The 17,102-nt window shown below is 40.8% G+C and carries 11 protein-coding genes and 1 tRNA gene; 6 read left to right on the forward strand and 6 right to left on the reverse strand.

All coding sequences use genetic code 11. The annotated features are described in order from the left end of the window. Positions 1-77: 77 nt before the first annotated feature. Positions 78-611, reverse strand: coding sequence for a peroxiredoxin (locus tag METVE_RS0108585; RefSeq protein WP_020168062.1), 534 nt, complete (start codon positions 609-611; stop codon positions 78-80). Between the two features lie 132 nt (positions 612-743). On the opposite strand from METVE_RS0108585, the gene METVE_RS0108590 reads away from it, so the two are divergent. Continuing rightward, positions 744-819 (forward strand) — tRNA-Arg (locus tag METVE_RS0108590). Between the two features lie 82 nt (positions 820-901). On the opposite strand, the gene METVE_RS0108595 is transcribed toward METVE_RS0108590, so the two are convergent. Next, positions 902-1,399, reverse strand: a complete 498-nt coding sequence (locus METVE_RS0108595) for a hypothetical protein (RefSeq protein WP_020168063.1) — start codon at positions 1,397-1,399, stop codon at positions 902-904. Positions 1,400-1,590: 191 nt separating this feature from the next. Between METVE_RS0108595 and METVE_RS0108600 the strand changes: the two genes are divergently transcribed. Beyond that, positions 1,591-4,194 (forward strand): glycosyltransferase, encoded by a 2,604-nt coding sequence (locus METVE_RS0108600; RefSeq protein WP_020168064.1) that lies wholly within the window; start codon positions 1,591-1,593, stop codon positions 4,192-4,194. 107 nt (positions 4,195-4,301) lie between these two features. Here the strand turns inward: METVE_RS0108600 and METVE_RS0108605 are convergent, their stop codons facing one another. The 4 genes from METVE_RS0108605 to METVE_RS0108620 all read right to left on the reverse strand — a co-directional run bounded on the left by METVE_RS0108605 (position 4,302) and on the right by METVE_RS0108620 (position 12,419). Further along, complete coding sequence (locus METVE_RS0108605; RefSeq protein ID WP_020168065.1) at positions 4,302-5,843, reverse strand: sulfatase-like hydrolase/transferase; 1,542 nt, start codon at positions 5,841-5,843, stop codon at positions 4,302-4,304. Positions 5,844-5,889: 46 nt separating this feature from the next. Next, positions 5,890-7,815 (reverse strand): ATP-binding cassette domain-containing protein, encoded by a 1,926-nt coding sequence (locus tag METVE_RS0108610; protein ID WP_020168066.1) that lies wholly within the window; start codon positions 7,813-7,815, stop codon positions 5,890-5,892. A gap of 122 nt (positions 7,816-7,937) precedes the next feature. Beyond that, complete coding sequence (locus tag METVE_RS0108615; protein ID WP_232415296.1) at positions 7,938-10,088, reverse strand: AsmA family protein; 2,151 nt, start codon at positions 10,086-10,088, stop codon at positions 7,938-7,940. A gap of 285 nt (positions 10,089-10,373) precedes the next feature. Then, a complete protein-coding gene (locus METVE_RS0108620; protein ID WP_020168068.1) occupies positions 10,374-12,419 on the reverse strand; it encodes a UvrD-helicase domain-containing protein in 2,046 nt (681 codons plus the stop codon). 200 nt (positions 12,420-12,619) lie between these two features. On the opposite strand from METVE_RS0108620, the gene METVE_RS0108625 reads away from it, so the two are divergent. The 4 genes from METVE_RS0108625 (at position 12,620) to METVE_RS0108640 (ending at position 17,038) form a co-directional block, all read left to right on the forward strand. Then, on the forward strand, positions 12,620-13,837 hold the full coding sequence (locus tag METVE_RS0108625) for a GGDEF domain-containing protein (protein ID WP_232496449.1): 1,218 nt from the start codon (positions 12,620-12,622) through the stop codon (positions 13,835-13,837). A gap of 119 nt (positions 13,838-13,956) precedes the next feature. Continuing rightward, on the forward strand, positions 13,957-14,265 hold the full coding sequence (locus tag METVE_RS0108630) for a hypothetical protein (RefSeq protein WP_020168070.1): 309 nt from the start codon (positions 13,957-13,959) through the stop codon (positions 14,263-14,265). Between the two features lie 160 nt (positions 14,266-14,425). Continuing rightward, positions 14,426-15,595, forward strand: a complete 1,170-nt coding sequence (locus tag METVE_RS12955; protein WP_020168071.1) for a GGDEF domain-containing protein — start codon at positions 14,426-14,428, stop codon at positions 15,593-15,595. A 201-nt stretch (positions 15,596-15,796) separates the two neighbouring features. Continuing rightward, the gene (locus tag METVE_RS0108640; protein WP_020168072.1) at positions 15,797-17,038 is read left to right on the forward strand and encodes an adenylate/guanylate cyclase domain-containing protein; all 1,242 of its coding nucleotides are present in this window, start codon (positions 15,797-15,799) and stop codon (positions 17,036-17,038) included. Positions 17,039-17,102 lie beyond the last annotated feature (64 nt).

The following is a 17,102-nucleotide window of genomic DNA, read 5'->3' on the forward strand; positions in this document are numbered from 1 at the left end:
CTTTGTTGCTCCTAAAATATCCAAAAAATATAGCTCAATATAAAGTTATACGTTATTTAATCTATTTTAGATTTAAGTTATTTTAGTTTCGTTAAATCATCAATAATTTCTTGAGAGTGTTTTGAGGTATCAACGTTTAAATAGATTTTTTCTAATTTTCCAGCTGGATTAATTAGAAAGGTATAGCGTTTGGCAATTTTAATAAATCCTAAATTGGTGAGTGCATTGTAGGCTTCGGCTACATTGCCATTTTCATCGCTCAGTAGCGGAAATGGCAGGTGATATTTTTTTGCAAACTCTGCGTGGCTACGACCATCATCAACGCTAATGCCGACCACTTTTGCCCCTAGTTTTTCTAGTTTAGGTAAATCATCTCTAAATTCACAAGCCTCTTTGGTGCAACCTGGGGTGTCATCTTTAGGATAAAAATACAGCACTAAATATTGCCCGGCGTAATCAGATAAATGATGCGTTTTACCCTCTGCATCATTTAAGGTGAAGCTAGGCGCAGTGTCACCAACTTTCAAATTGTTAGATGCGTTTGAATAATGGCGATAGCCAAAAAATGCCAATATCAACACTGCCGTATAAAAGAGTAATTTAAGCATCATGGTATTTGTTTGAATATTTAATAAGTGTTTGTGTGCAAAATCGACAATAAGTTTATGTTAACACTGGAATAACTTTATGTTACCAGTGCACGATAAGGATTGAATTGTGAGAAAATGCTAACTTGCAGATTCGCCCCCGTAGCTCAGTGGATAGAGCATCCCCCTCCTAAGGGGAGGGTCACACGTTCGATTCGTGTCGGGGGCGCCAATTGACGGGGTTTTGTATAGCGCTTAGCGCTTTTCCGCGCTTGCCATTTTATTAATGAACAAGCCGAATAGCTAACTTAAACTTAACTAGTTTTAGGTGTTAACTTTTGCATCACACAATCTTCAGATCCATCATTGCCCGTATTATTGGCGCCTGAAGTATTAGTAATCTGCTTAGATTCGTAATAATGATTGATATAGCTGTAACGCTTGTTTTTAAGCTGTTTTAGCTGCGCGATACCAGTGCTAAAAATGATGGCGTTGCCATCGACGATTTCAATGGTTAACGCCATGTTATTACCATTGACGATGGCTTGACCACCGTAAGTCGTTGCGTTTTCTGTTTCTATGGTTAAATCATATCGACCTAATTTGCCATGGCTATGCGATTTGTTCATTAAGAAAGTGACTAACAGTTTATAGCTGCCTATTTTTGCATTGTTTCCCGTGCATGAGTAGACTCCACTATAATCTGTTCCAGTGAATTTTGCGGCTGTGGCTGGTTTTGCAGCAATGGCATTTGTTGTACATAAGACATTAGTTGTGGCGGCGAAAAGCAGTGTGAAGAGTATTTTTTTCATATTAAATGATCAGTGTTAAGCGGTTTAGATTGTAACTTGATGCTGACGATTTTAGAAATAACTATTGAATTTAGTTTGAATCTATTTTGTTTTAAACACACTTACTTCTTTAGATCTGAATTTTTTTACTTTAAAAATAGCGTTAACTAGCGTCTGTATTCTACTAATCATTTTGAAAAAGCATGGATTGAATGAATTTTTTTAACAAACGTATTTTTACCCCATTATTGTTCACGCTGATTGTTGCAGCTATTCATTTTGGCGCTTGGGCATTATTTAATCGCACAATAACCTTAATTAATGCGCCGCAAGTTGTGAATGGATTTGCTTATAGTGGCTTCCAACAAGGTCAAAGTCCATTAGAAAAAAACTATCCTAGCACGGCCGAATTATTGGCAGATTTAAAGCTACTTAAGTCGTTAACTAATCATATTCGTATCTATGGCGCACTAGAGAATAGTGAAGTGACGCCGCTTGCGTCTAGTTTAGGATTTAAAATTTCCGCAGGTGCTTGGCTGGGTGCCGATAGAAATGCCAATGCGCGCGAGATTAGTGCATTAAAAGCGCAAATCAGAACTTATTCTAATATTGAACGTGCAATAGTTGGCAATGAGGTTTTATTGCGTAAAGACATGACTAATCAAGCATTGTTTGATTACCTTGACGATGTACGCGAAACCACTGATTTGCCGATTTCTACCGCGGAACCGTGGCATGTTTGGTTAAAAAATCCAGATTTAGTTAAGCATGTCGATTACATTGCGGTTCACTTATTGCCTTATCACGAAGGTTTGAATGTAGAGCAGGCAGTTGATTATTCTTTATTGAAATATCAAGAGTTGATGACCGCTTTTCCCAGAAAAAAAATCGTGATTACAGAGATTGGCTGGCCTAGCGAAGGCCCAGCAATTGGTTCTTCGGTCGCTTCAAAAATCAATCAGGCGCATTTTGTACGCGAGTTTATCGCCAAAACTGCCTACAAAAATTACGACTACTATTTGATGGAAGCATTTGACCAACCGTGGAAGAAAAATCTGGAAGGCTGGGCGGGCGCTTATTGGGGGATGTTCAGTGCAGACCGTACGCTTAAATACTCATTACAAGGTGCAGTGCCTAAAGATGTGCGTTGGATAACCAAAGCCACTTGGGCGACATTGATCGCTTTTTTCCCAATTTTATTTATTGCTTATCGATTTAGAAATTGGGGATTGGGCGGAAGAATCTCAATGGCAGTTTTATTGCAAGCCTGTGTGACTATTTTAGTCATCGCCTGGAATCTGCCAGGGGATTATTACTATACGTTGACGGACTTTAATATATTGATCGCGTTGATCATGGGCATGTTTATGACCTCCGCCGTATTAATGATTTATGGCGTAGAGTTTAGCGAGGTGATGTTTAAAAAACGTGGTTGGAAAATCTATAGCCGCGCCAAGCCGTTAAGCAGTGATGAAGAGTTATTTGTTTCGATTCATCTGGCTTGCTACAACGAGCCGCCAGAGATGGTGATTCAAACCATTGAAAGTTTACTGAAATTAAACTACACAAAATTCGAAGTTATCGTTGTCGATAACAATACCAAAGACGAAGCTAAGTGGAGGCCAATTGAGCAATATATGGCCACCATGCCAAGCAATTTCCATTTTTACCATTTGCCAACATGGCCAGGTTTTAAAGCCGGTGCGCTCAATTTTGCGTTGAGCAAAACAAATCCTGCCGCAGAAGTAGTTGGTGTGGTGGATGCCGATTATGTCGTCACAACCGATTGGCTATCAGACTTAGTGCCGCATTTTAAAGAAACGGGTGTTGCCGTTGTGCAGGCGCCACAAGCGCACAGAGAATGGGAAAACAACTTTTTCCGTCGCATGAGCAATTGGGAGTTTGAAGGATTTTTCCGTATAGGCATGCATCATCGGCACGAACGTAATGCGCTCATTCAACACGGTACGATGACGTTAATACGCCATGAGGCTTTAGTAAAAAGTGGTTCGTGGTCTGAATGGTGTATTTGTGAGGACACAGAATTAGGTTTAAGGCTGCTGGAAGATGGATATGAGTTGCGCTATGTAGATGACACCTTTGGCCGTGGTTTAACACCATCTGATTTTAAAGCGCTTAAATCACAACGCTCAAGATGGGCATTTGGTGCGATGCAGATTTTAAAACATCATATGCCAAAATTACTGGGAAAATCGACATTAACTTTTGGGCAGCGTTACCACTTTTTAACCGGATGGTTCAGCTGGTTGGGTGATGCATTACAGCTGATTTTTACCATTGGTTCTATTGGTTGGAGTGTCGCGATGATTGCTTTTCCTAAAGAATTCTCATTGCCAGTGAGTATTATGATTGCGCCAATTGTGTGCTTTTTGTTTATTAAAGCGGCGCTTGGCCCAATCTTGTATCGCAAAACCATGAGCTGCAAATGGAGGGATATTTTTGGCGCATCACTCGCAAGTTTAGGTTTATCTCATGCCATCGCGCGCGGCATTATCGCGGGTATTATTCAAAAAAATGGCGTATTTAAAGTGACATCCAAAGGCAAAGTTAACACTAAAAAACTATCCGTTTTAAACCCGATTATGGAAGAAGTCTTTTTGTTATCAGCCTTGGTGATTTCTGCAGTTGCGATGATTGTAACAAGAGGCATACAAAACCTTGATGCTCAACTGTGGGTAGCGTTATTGGCTTTACAATCGTTGCCTTACTTTAGCGCGCTTGCTTGTCAGATTCTGGCGCAAACGACGGAGAAAGAGAGTTCAGACGTTCAAGATAAGGCTATATTAAACGTTTGATTTATTGGGGGTTGTAAGTGGTTAAGTCAGATAGGTACTGAGATTTGCAGCTTTTAAAGCTGCAAATTTTAAGTTTTTTATATGGTTAACTAATATTTGCTAACTAGTTATTTGCTTAACTGGTTTTTTTCATGCCAGAGCGCTAGATATTTGTCTGAGTTATTCAATAAGTCTTCTTGCATATCTTCATAAACGGTTACAGGTGGCAACGGCGTATTTGCTGAGATAGCATCGAAACCTAAAGCGAGTTTGCCGCCTTGTACCTGAAATCCGATGAAGTCTAATATGGTCGGAAATAAATCAAAATGCAGAATATTTTCACGATTTTTAGTGATTGGTTTATCTGAGATAAACCGATTATAAATATAGCGTTTTTTAGTGCTATCTAACGCTTTATACATTGGATTATACATCGCAAGATGGTCGCCGATAATGACGACATTGGTATCTTTAAGATAGCCATTCGCCTTCATAAACTTTATAAAATCAGACACTTGATTCGCAGTGCATTCCACAAGGCCCTTAAACTCTTTAACGCCAATACGTTTACAGTATGCTGAAAAATAACCATCAGGTCCATGCGTGTCTATGGTGGTAAATGTGAGATTAAATGGCTGTGATTGCGCATGTAAGGCTTTGAGTTTTGCCTTAACCAAGACAAATAAATCGTCATCATAAAGTCCCCAGAAATTCATTTGGTTGGCCGTTAGATTTTTTTTAAGCTCTTCTCTGCCATACACTTCGTCGTAATGATGATCTTGGAAAAACTTACCTTTACCTGAGAATGTTAGCGCATCACCACCCATATAAACGTTGTGATAACCAGCATCGTGCAAAATATCACCCAAACAAACCGCATTGGGTAAAAAAGATTTAATTTTTTCACCTTGGTCATTACCGCCGTACAAGCTGACATTTTTGAGCGGTAAACCGCATTGTGTTGCGGTGATGCCTGCAATCGTCCAATGTGTACCCATTACTTGTTGATAATGGTTAAAACTAACACCTTTTATCTCATCTAAACTGTGAAGTAGATTTCTGCCGAATTTGGTTTTATCTTTATAAGTGTCCTCTAAAGATTCCACATAAATAAGCACTAAATTCTTAGGTTTTACGTTAGCTTTTACTGGCTCAATCTTAACTGTACTTGGATAAACATAATGTTTGCCAAAGTAATCCTGTCCAAATTGATTGTGCACGAATGCGCTGATTGAAAATTGAAAGGCAAAGTAGATTGAACAGGCAATTAGTGTATATACCGGTGCGCGATGACTAATGAACCAATAAATGACTTTTAACCCATGCACATTGAAGATTTGCATGGGTTTTGCAAACCAATGTTTAGAGTTGTAAATCACATACATGGCAGTCGAATATTCAACAAACAGTAGCAACAAAGTAATACTTATCGGCAATGCTATGCAGGTCAGAATAAAGCTTCTGACAATGCCGACATCAGTCGTTACTAAGCCTTCCATGCCAAATTGCGCGTGATACAACACTTGCTCTAATGATGCTTGACCAAAGTTAGAAGTCACCCAATAAGCAATAGCCGCTAAAGTAAACCCCAGTAAATAGGTAAAAAACCGGATAGCAATTCTTAAATAGTGCCTTTGCTGGTTTTGGCTTTTTTGTTCACGAGAAAGCATGTTTAATTGTAGTTATTAGAGATTTGGTCAGATAAACTAAATCAATTTACTTACTATCCAGCGTTTTGCTATCTAACGTTTCCCAGCGTGCTAACAGCTTTTCTAGTGAGCTTTCAATTTCGCTTAATCTCGCTTGCAGGGTTTTGACCAACGCTGCTTGCGTGACATACAGTTCGCCATCCGCGAGTTGCGTGTTGATGTTGCTTTGTTCAGTTTCCAGTTGCTCAATTTGCGCTGGAATGCCGTCTAGCTCTTGTTGTTCCTTAAAGCTTAATTTATTGGTCGGTTTACTTTGTTTGGTGCTGACAGTGTTTTGTTTATTGTTTGCTTTTGTCGCACTCGCTAAATCGGCTTTTTTATCGTCTAAACGCTGTTGTGTAAAGCGTTGCCAGTCATCATAACCGCCGCCAAACTCGGTCAACACCGCGTTGCCTTCAAACGCAATTACTTGTGTCACGGTGTTTTCTAAAAATGCGCGATCATGACTGACCAAGAATAGCGTACCAGCAAATTCTTGCAACAGACTTTCTAATAGTTCTAATGTATCGATATCCAAGTCGTTCGTTGGCTCATCTAGCACTAAAACATTGGCAGGGCGGGCAAATAGTCTTGCCAATAACAAACGGTTACGTTCGCCACCAGAGAGTGATTTGACGGGTGAGCGTGAACGTTGTGGTGGAAACAAAAAGTCTTCCAAATAACTGATGACATGCTTACGTTCATTGCCGATTTCGATAAAATCAGAACCTGGACTAATCGTGTCGGCCAGCGTTGCTTCTTCATCTAATTGTTCGCGCATCTGGTCGAAATACGCCACGTTGATTTTTGTGCCGCGTTGAATATCGCCGCTGTCTGCTTCAATATCACCTAAGATTAATTTTAATAATGTCGTTTTTCCAATGCCGTTAGGGCCAAGCAAACCAATCTTGTCGCCACGTAAAATACGTGTGCTAAAACCGTTAATCAGCGTTCTGCCACCGTAGGCTTTGACGACGTTTTCTAGTTCAGCCACTAACTTACCACTACGTTCGCCCGCATCCAGATTCAGTTTCACATTGCCTTGGCGTTCGCGTCTTGCAGCGCGGTCTAAACGTAACGCTTCTAATCTGCGTACGCGGCCTTCGTTACGTGTGCGGCGCGCTTTTATTCCTTGGCGAATCCACACTTCTTCTTGCGCTAAGAATTTATCGAATTTAGCCGCATGCGTTTCTTCCACCGCGATTAATTCTTCTTTTTTAATTTGATATTGTGTGAAATTGCCGATAAAGTCGGTCAGTTTTCCACGGTCTAATTCCGTGATGCGCGTCGCTAAACGGTCTAAAAAGCGGCGATCATGGGTAATAAATAATACGCTGCCTTGAAAGCTTAATAGTAAATCTTCTAGCCATTCAATCGCTTCTAAATCCAAATGGTTGGTCGGTTCGTCCAATAATAAAACTTCTGGTTCGGCGACTAAAGCGCGGCCTAATGCCACTCGTTTGCGCCAGCCGCCAGATAGTGTAGAAACCAATGCATCTGCATCCAGTTTCAAACGACTTAACACCGTTTCAACCCGCGATTGTGCTGCCCAGCCATTTTGCGTATCTAAGTCATGTTGCAAAGCCTGCATCTTGGTCATCAGCGCATCAATATCTGCATCTGGCATGCCCATATCATGCGTAACCGCGTGATAGTCGATAATCGTTTGTTGCAGCGTGCCTAAACCTTCCGCCACTGCTTCAAATACGGTGTGAGTCGTGTCCAACTCAGGTTCTTGTGGAACATAGACGACGCGCACATTCGGTGCACGCCAAACACTGCCTTCGTCTAATTTAATGGCGCCAGCGATGGCTTTTAATAAGCTGGATTTACCCGCGCCATTTCGGCCGATAAGACCAACGCGCTCTCCGGAATCTAACTGGAAATCTGCATGGTCGAGTAATGGATGGTGCCCGTAAGCGAGGCTGGCTTGGTCTAAGGTGATATATGGCATAGCCGCTATTTTAACACGGCGGCAGAAATCTACGCCGTGTAAATATTGGGCCTATTTGAGTGTTAAGTCAGCGGTCAATTGGTTTGATAAGATTAATTTAATTGAGCTAATTTTGATTAACTTTATGGTTTTTGATTGAATTCAGCGTAACTCTTATTGCATGGCGACTCATCTCCAGAACCCACATCTAAAAATGGCAAAATAGCCGCAGGCGGCGCGATAAAAGCTAACGCGATACTGCCCAACACGCGTGCAACAATCGGTGTTTTTTCAATTGAAACATCGGGATTTTTAAATGAGCCTTTCACATGAATCGGTGAACGTACGGTAAACGGCGACATATTTTTAGGTTTTGCCGCCATACGCAAATCCAGCGATTCTTTGGCGATATTCACATTACCATCAATCAGAATCAAGGTCACAGGCGTATCGACCAACGCGATTTTAGGCGTTGCGACACCATTTTTTGCGCTTAAATCCATTACTGCGCAGTTCATCGGTAGCGCATTATCTTTGGTGAGTAATATGCCCAATCCTTGCGCAATATCTAAACCAACGGCTTCTATAATCAGATGCGAAATCGTGCCTTTTTGCATAAAAATAGACACATCGCCATCTAGTGAACTCAACATTTCAGCGGTTGAATTACCGCGACCGGTCAGTTTGGTTTTGCCATTTAGCGTGCCGGTCACATAAGAAGGTGGCGTTTCTTTTTTGCCCTTTGCTGCGGCTTGTTTTTTTGGCTCGGTAGAAACAGTTAACCATTTTTCAACATCAATATCTTTCCAACGTAGATTGATATTCCAAGTCGGTGGCACAGCTTTAACAGAATTAAGCGCAGTTTTGGCGGTATCAGATTCAGTTTTAATAGTGCTTTCTTTACTTAACACATTTTTATCTACAATATTTGCTAAATGCGTATCAATGGAAATCATGCCAGAAATGCCTCCATCCGCAGTGCGCGCGTCAATTTTTGAAAGTGATAGTTTGCCGCTATCCAACACTAAATCGGCTTTTAATGGCGAAATAGGGCGAGAGAATGCGTTACCTAAATCCACGTAAGCTAAGTTAACATCAATTTGCGCATCCATTTTATTCAATGAAGGTAAATCTAATGGACGATCTGGAATCACGCGATTCCCGGCTGGCGTTACAGCGACACCATCCGCGTTTTTGGTACCAAATGCAGGGGCTAAATCCGCCAGAAAAAAACGTTTTCCGCCTACATTGCCTTTTAATAATGGTCTTACGGGTCCCGTATTATTAGTTTTGGGGTCATAAGTAAAATTTCCGTTTAAATCACTTTTGCCAACGTGTGCATTTACTGCTTTGGCAATCCACACTTTATCGTATTTTTCAATCATCGTACTCAACGTGAATTTATCAGTAGTCGGCAACACCACATTGACTAATTTGCCCAATACCGCGAGCGAAGGGCCTTTTACGGACAACTTACCTTTTACATCATGCTTGCCAAATAAGTCGGAAACCGTGCCAGAAAAATCGGCGCGTAACCCGCCAAATTCCACCCAAGCAGTTGAGGCAATTGGCGCAGAATCTTTATCATGCGTGGCAATAGGCAAAAAGCCATCTGTAGTTAGTTTGCCTTTAATGGCTTTTTTGGTAAATTTCCCTTCAATCTCAATCGCTGATGCGACTAACTTACTGGAAGCGCCTTCATCGGTATTAAATTTTGTAGCCAAATCGATTTGATTTTGCGGGTCTACTATTTTTGCAGAGCCGTTTTGTACGATTAAGGTTTCAATAATGGGAAAAGGGCTGTCTGGCTTATTCTCGTCGTCACTAAATTGCCAAGTAGAACTGCCATCTGGTTTGCGTAGTAATTGGGCATCAATCTGATTGACGCGCAAAGACTTAATGCGTAATTGGTTGGTGTTTTTGAATTGGAGTAAATCGCTGTAGCGTAGATTTAATGCAATATTTTTGGTTTCAATAAAATGCGCGGCATCAAATGTTTTAGGGGCTGAGATATACAAACCACCTACATTTAATTGAACGCCGCCAATCAATTTAAGATGAAATGGCTCATCAATTCTAACAGTGCGCTCCAATTGTTTACTGGCGAATTGCTCAACTGGCGTTCTTAAAAAAGGCCATCCCAACGCTTCACACACAGCAATTGCAATTACAAATATGCTCAGTAATAACAACAATACTCTAATGAAACTGAATTTTTTCTTTGCGATATTTTCCTGCACAATAGTTGTGTCAGTTTGAGGGTTAATTGCTTCTGCTTGAGGTTCTTCGACCATACTGAATACCTTTGCTATTCTTAGATTTTGATGCAATTTAATCGTTAACTTCGTCATAGTTAATTTCGCTAGTTTAAATTTACTAGTGAAGGATTTATTCAAAGTTTTAAATGATGTGGGATTAACCAATTGATTTAAATCATCAGGAGAATATTAACTAGGGAAAATAATTGCAATATTAACGTGTAGTTATACTTAATTTATCGGTTTTGCGAAGCCGAAATTAAGATGATTTTTTTGTCAGAAAAAGCCTACAAAGCTGTTGGAAATTTATCAAATATTACGTTAACTTAGGCTAGAAGGTTTTTTCCCAAGCATGGCGTGAATATTTGCCAAGCGCGATTTCCCGTGTTCTTTGCTGACGACTGGATCGTTAAATGGATTACCAAAATGCTTTACATCGGCAGTCGGTAATTCGGCAATAAATCGGCTAGGTTCGCACATTTGAGTCTCGCCCGCACGTTTACGTTTTTTGCACCATGAGATATTCAGCGATTTTTGCGCGCGCGTAATGCCTACATACATCAGGCGGCGTTCTTCTTCGATTTTTGTCGGGTCAACTAAGCCTAAATCGATACTTTCGCGATGCGGCAAAATGCCTTCTTCTACGCCGATTAAAAACACATGACCAAACTCCAAGCCTTTGGCTGCATGTAAAGTAGATAATTTAACCGCATCTGGTTCGCCATCTTCACGACCTTCAAGCATACTGATCAACGAAACCATTTGTGTGAGTTCCAGCAAGTTTTTGCCTTCAGTTTCATTGCCAAACTCGGTATTAGCTTCACCTTTTTTAGTTAACCAAGCCACAAATTCCACTACGTTAGACCATTTACTTTCAGCTGCGCGTGGTTCTTCAGTGTCGTACAAAAACGCTTCATATTGAATGGTATTTAATAAATCGTTTAACACTTCACCGGCTGGGTCGCGCACGGCACGGCTTTGTATTTTTTGAATATATTGGCAGAAGTTGAGTAGATCATCTAATTGTTTTGCACCAACGTCACGCTGAAAGTCGCCTTCAAAAGCCGCGGCAAACAGTGACATTTTATGCGCGCTGGCATATTCACCCAAACGTTCAAGCGTGGTGTTGCCAATACCTTTCTTGGGCGTAGTCGCTGCTCGAATAAATGCTGGGTCATCATCTTCATTCGTGACCAAGCGTAAGTAGCTGACTAAATCTTTGATCTCAGCTTTGTCGAAAAATGATTGCCCGCCAGAGATGGTGTAGGGGATTTTTTGGTTGCGCAGATACTGCTCAAAAATTCGCGCTTGATGATTACCACGATACAAAATCGCGTAATCCAGAAACTTGGTTCTGTTCTCAAATTTGTGTGCCTGTAGTTTCATCATCACCGATTCGGCTTCATGCTCTTCACTTTGCGCAGCAGAAACTTGAATCATGTCGCCAGTGCCCAGCTCACTCCACAGCTTCTTTTCAAAAAGCTTGGGATTGTTGCTAATCACTTGGTTTGCGGCACGTAAGATGCGCACGGTAGAGCGATAATTCTGCTCTAACTTAATCACTTTTAAGCGTGAAAAATCGGTAGTCAATTGACGCAGATTTTCTACATCCGCACCACGCCAGCCATAAATCGCCTGGTCGTCATCACCCACTGCAGTAAATTGTCCGCGCACGCCAGTGAGCATTTTCACCAGTTTATATTGGCAAGCATTGGTATCTTGATATTCATCCACCAATAAATATTGCAACTTACGCTGCCATTTGTTTAACGCTTCTTCGTGCTGGTCAAATAGCTCAACTGGTAGTTTGATTAGATCATCAAAATCCACTGCTTGATAGGCGCGTAATGTTTGCTGATATAGTTGATACACCTTTGCGGCAGCGTGCGTCAGTTCTTCATCTGCAGTCGCTGCGGCTTGGTCTGGATTAATAAACGCGTTTTTCCATGCAGAGATCTGCCATTGTGTTTTACGTAATAATTGTTTGTCTGTGGTGGCTAAAATGTCCGCGACGATTTTAAAACTATCGCTGGAATCTAAAATAGAAAATTGGGGTTTGTAGCCCAACAACGCAGATTCTGCACGCAGCATTTGCAGTCCGAGTGAATGGAAAGTCGCAATGGTTAAGCCTTTGGTAGATTTGCCGGCCATTAATTTACTCACACGCTCCTGCATCTCACGCGCGGCTTTGTTCGTAAAAGTAATCGCCGCGATTTCTTTAGGCGAATAACCTGCTTCATCAATCAAAAAGCCGATTTTTTGCGTAATGACGCGGGTTTTTCCGCTGCCAGCGCCAGCTAATACCAGCAAAGGCCCATCAAGATATTTAACAGCTTCGCGTTGTGGTGAATTTAGACTATTTAGCATGATTAAACAGGGTTAAAGGTGAATTTAGACGACTAAAATGCTCAAAAACGCATTGGGCGGGGTTATACTGGTGTGTATTGTCGCAACACAATATTTTAACTGTTAAATCAAAAGTCAGCGCTGTTTAATTCTATAAATATAATTTTAATACCTTAACTTTGATGCCTAAATTTGATTTAAAAACCATTATCTTCATGTCAATGTTGCTTACCTTCATGTTGTCCATGTTGTTGGCCATTACACGTAATCACCACAAAGAAGTACGCGGCCCAGGTTATTGGGCGGTAGGTAATTTGGTCGTTGGTTTAGGCATGGTGCTAGTGCTGATTCAGTTAGATACACCAAAATTACTTTTCCTGCCTAGTTTGGCATTAATAGGAGCGGGTTTAGGGCTTTATTTAAACGGCATTCAAGCTTTTGTCGGTAAAACGCCCGATCATCGCATTCCAGTAGCATTGTTCATTTTACTGGTTGTGATTGATGTTTTTTTTGTGGTGTTGCAACAAAATTTACGCGTTGCAGTGTCATTAGGTGCACTGGTTTTTGCAGGCATTTACTTTGCTAGCGCACGCTCAACTTTCTCACGCGATGAAGGCATTATCGGCAATCTATTTTGGATTGCCTCCAGCTTATTCCTGCTAATGGCGCTATTTATGCTGGGCCGCGCGTTTGCTGCGGTTAAAGCAGATGTTGCGGTGTTCGACAACTATGCAATTTGGCCAGTCAATGCCTACACCTTTATGTTGGGTGCGGTTTCGCAGTTTTTTATCTCCAGCTTATTTGTTTTAATGTTGAGTTATCGCTTGAATCAGAATCTAGAGTCCATTGCGACGATAGACGGTTTAACGGGCATATTAAACCGTCGCGGTTTAGAAGATTCTGCGTTAAAAATGCAAGGTATCTGTAAGCGAATCAATCTCAGTATGGGCGTTTTGCTGATTGATATGGATCATTTTAAAAAAGTGAACGACAAACACGGGCATTTATTTGGTGATGATGTACTGCGACAGTTAACCAAAATTATTGCTGGTATTTTGCGCTCAGGCGATGTGTTAGGTCGCTACGGCGGCGAAGAGTTTTGTGTGTTTTTACCCAATACCACAGAGAAAGATGCCGCCGGTTTGGCTGAACGTATTCGTATTGGTGTGGAAAAATCCTTGCACACCATTCACCATAAAAACATTAAAGGCACTGTCAGTATCGGCGTGGCAGATTCTGTACGTGCAGGCTATGATTTTAAAGGATTAGTTGCCGCGGCAGATAGCGCGTTATATACCGCAAAAAATAGTGGTCGCAATAGAGTAGTCAGTTTTACCTCTATTACAAGAGACAGTGTTAGCAGAGAAAGTCATGTTAAAGAAAGTGTTTCTGGAGATAGTGCTGGCAAAGACAATATTGCCGCAGACAACATTACCTGAGTAATAAACAAGTGAGCTGATATTTACTTATATCTTTTGTACTTTACCTATCATTTTGACTTACAAAACTTAACGCACAAAATGTGTGAAAAATATTACTTAAGAGAAGATATCTAAACATGCGATCAACCAGAGCCAGTGCTGCGATAGACCGATTAAAACGCCGCAGTGGCAACGATAATTATTCAATGGCGATGACTAGTAATGGATTATTTAGTCTTGTGCTTGCTGCCTCAGATGAGGCTGTTGCCAATCGAGCTGAAAATGCCGCATCAAACAATAAACCAAGCCGTTTATGTGAGCCGATGCAGATGGATGATTTTGTTATTTTTGTAAATGCTTATGGCCCGCAAACGCCCAAGCGCGTGAGTAAAATAGATGTCGCGTTTAATCAACAACTCGCAAAAAGTAGAAGTAAAAGTCATTAACAAAAGTTTAATGAACAGTCGTTCAGTCATCATTAATTCGCACTAAGCACATCTGGTGTAAGTGATTGGCACATAAAGTGCTAATTTTTTACAAGTAGTTAATATTTGAATGTGCATATATAGCTATTGTTGTTATAGCTATTATTAAGGGGGACAAACGATGATGTTTGCATGGCTAGAATTTCGCACCATGTTATTCATGACTGGCTTACTCGCAGTCGCATTATCACTATTGTTGTTAGCGATCAACTCGCGTACAGCCATTCTTACAGGCTTAAAAGAGTGGGTTTGCGCCAATTTGTTGATAGGCGGCGCCATCATCACTTTCACGCTTATTATCTTGCCGCTCAATTTTCGCGCGGTGATTGGCGGATTTTTCATCGTTGCAGGCTTAGGCTTATATTTCATTGCCATTCGCATCTTTGATAAGCGCCCAATCGCTTGGCGCAACATTCGATACGCGTTATTAGCCTACATTTTTGTCAAAATTTGCATCACGCTATTATCCCAAAACGAATATGCCTTAGTTGTATTTGATACGGCACTTTGTATGGTGCTCACCGCTGCTAGTGCATTGTATCTATTGAAATATTCCAGCCAGAATCATTCAGCCGAATATCGCTTCACAGGCGCTTTCTTTATTATTTTCACTGCCATTACACTGGTTCGATTTTATAGACTGTGCGCTAACAACGCCGCGCCAGTAGAGCATTTAACTGAATGGACGCTTAATCAAGTGACATTTTTGGGTTGTATGTTAAGTGTGTTGGCGATTAACTTTGGTTTTATTGCGATGGTGAATGCAAAATTGGCAGAATTGCTTGCGCATACGGCCGGACACGATTGGCTGACTGGTGTGATGAATCGTGGAAATTTAGAGAAATGTGCGGAATTATTGACACTTAAAACGGTTAAATATAAACAAACGCAGGCCATGTTGTTAATGGATTTGGATCACTTCAAAGTGATTAACGATACTTACGGCCATTTATTTGGCGATGAAGTCATTCAAACGTTTGCTCGATTAGCGCAAGATAATATGCGCGATGAAGATTTATTGGGCCGTTATGGTGGCGAAGAATTCTGCATCATCATGCCAAATTCGAGTGAAAAAGAGGCGTTGATTGTCGCAGAACGCATCCGTCAAAAATATGAGAGTATGACTATTATGTTCGACGGGAAGTCGGTTAAATGCACTGTCAGCGCGGGTGTGTGCGATTCTAGTCAACTGGGCAGCGAATTTAAACGCATGTTTTCAGGCGCAGATGAGTCTTTATATGCGGCTAAAAATGCAGGCAGAAATAGAGTCGTTTCGCACTCAAGTTTGTAATGGTTTTTGTGCGACATTAATTGGTTTTTTTAAGGTGTTAAGTACGGCTTTAGTTAAGTAGAGAATCAAGCGATTTTTAAGTGGGGAATTTTCAAAGTTAACACAATAATTGGTATAGAAATTGCTGTTATTCCTTTAACGTTAAATGCTTAACTAAAATAGGATAGATCATTAATTCACACTAATGACTAAAAACTCGCCATGATTGAAAAGCTGAATAAAACCACCATTTGCAGCATTGTTTTTTTGGATATTATCGATTATTCAAAAAAGTCTGTTTCTGAGCAAATTGACATTAAAAATCAATTTAATCAGTTGATTAATCACTCGCTGAAAGATGTGGATGAGAATGAGCGGATTATTTTAGATACTGGCGATGGTGCGGCAATCGCGCACATGGGTTCACCAGAAGACGCTTTGTTTGTATCGCTGAGCATTCGCGATGAGGTTTTGAAAAGTAATATTTTAAGCTCTATGCCGTTATACGTGCGCTTTGGCATTAATTTAGGCCCTGTGCGTTTGGTCAGCGATATCAATGGTCAGCCTAATATCATCGGTGATGGCATCAACGTAGCGCAACGTATTATGAGCTTTGCCAAGCCTAATCAAGTGGTGGTTTCGCGTTCCTATTACGATGTCACTTCGCGTCTCACGCAAGAAATTTCACAGATGTTTGATTATTCTGGCATTAAAAATGACAAACATATGCGAGAGCATGAGATTTATGCGGTGCGATTATTGAAAGAAGTTGCACCAATCGAAGTAACACCAATTAAAGCAGTCAGCCTTAAGGCAACGAGTTATCTAGAACCGATTCAGCATTTTTTCAAGCGTATCAATTGGAAATATGTGGCATTGTCTTTGCCAGCGATATTGACCTCGGTTTTGGTGATTAAGTCCGCTGCATCGCCTTCAGAGCCAATGATTACTTTGCAAAAATCTACGGCATCGACCGCACAGTCACAGACCGTGGCAACGCCAATTCAACAGAGTTCGACACTTTTAACACCAAATGAAACGCTTGTAAAAAAGCCTGTTAATAGCAATATTCAGTTAGCTAATTACGCGGTTGATAAAAGTAAAGCTGAAAAATCACTGGACGAAAAAGTTGCTGATAGAAAAATTGATATAACCCAGCCAACTGAAATTCAGCTTGATAAAACTTTGCCGGATAATAAAAAAGCAGATAAAAAAATAGCTAAAAAATCCACTAGCAAAAAATCAGTTAAAAAGTCAGTGAACGAATTGCCTTCAGAATTTAGCGCGCCAGATAGTAATAAAGCACAACAGTCCAATACAGTGGCACAAGCGGCAGCACCACAAATCGCAGTTGATACGCCAACTACACAAAAATCAGGCTGGAAAACCTTTACTGATAGCGTTAAACAAGGCCAAGACCGTGCTTGCACGCAGGCAGAAATTACGATGAATCAATGTCATTAGATTAATATCATTCGTTTGCTTATCTGATGTATCGAATCCGATACATCAGATAATTGTGAGTTAA

Origin of the sequence: Methylotenera versatilis 79, from assembly GCF_000384375.1 — a bacterium.
In the GTDB taxonomy this organism is placed as follows: domain Bacteria; phylum Pseudomonadota; class Gammaproteobacteria; order Burkholderiales; family Methylophilaceae; genus Methylotenera_A; species Methylotenera_A versatilis_B.

Bases quoted from the DNA above. Each gene is read 5' to 3' on its own strand.
- METVE_RS0108585 (WP_020168062.1), bottom strand. From the start codon at position 611: ATGATGCTTAAATTACTCTTTTATACGGCAGTGTTGATATTGGCATTT.
- METVE_RS0108595 (WP_020168063.1), bottom strand. From the start codon at position 1,399: ATGAAAAAAATACTCTTCACACTGCTTTTCGCCGCCACAACTAATGTC.
- METVE_RS0108600 (WP_020168064.1), top strand. From the start codon at position 1,591: ATGAATTTTTTTAACAAACGTATTTTTACCCCATTATTGTTCACGCTG.
- METVE_RS0108605 (WP_020168065.1), bottom strand. From the start codon at position 5,843: ATGCTTTCTCGTGAACAAAAAAGCCAAAACCAGCAAAGGCACTATTTA.
- METVE_RS0108610 (WP_020168066.1), bottom strand. From the start codon at position 7,815: ATGCCATATATCACCTTAGACCAAGCCAGCCTCGCTTACGGGCACCAT.
- METVE_RS0108615 (WP_232415296.1), bottom strand. From the start codon at position 10,088: ATGGTCGAAGAACCTCAAGCAGAAGCAATTAACCCTCAAACTGACACA.
- METVE_RS0108620 (WP_020168068.1), bottom strand. From the start codon at position 12,419: ATGCTAAATAGTCTAAATTCACCACAACGCGAAGCTGTTAAATATCTT.
- METVE_RS0108625 (WP_232496449.1), top strand. From the start codon at position 12,620: ATGTTGCTTACCTTCATGTTGTCCATGTTGTTGGCCATTACACGTAAT.
- METVE_RS0108630 (WP_020168070.1), top strand. From the start codon at position 13,957: ATGCGATCAACCAGAGCCAGTGCTGCGATAGACCGATTAAAACGCCGC.
- METVE_RS12955 (WP_020168071.1), top strand. From the start codon at position 14,426: ATGATGTTTGCATGGCTAGAATTTCGCACCATGTTATTCATGACTGGC.
- METVE_RS0108640 (WP_020168072.1), top strand. From the start codon at position 15,797: ATGATTGAAAAGCTGAATAAAACCACCATTTGCAGCATTGTTTTTTTG.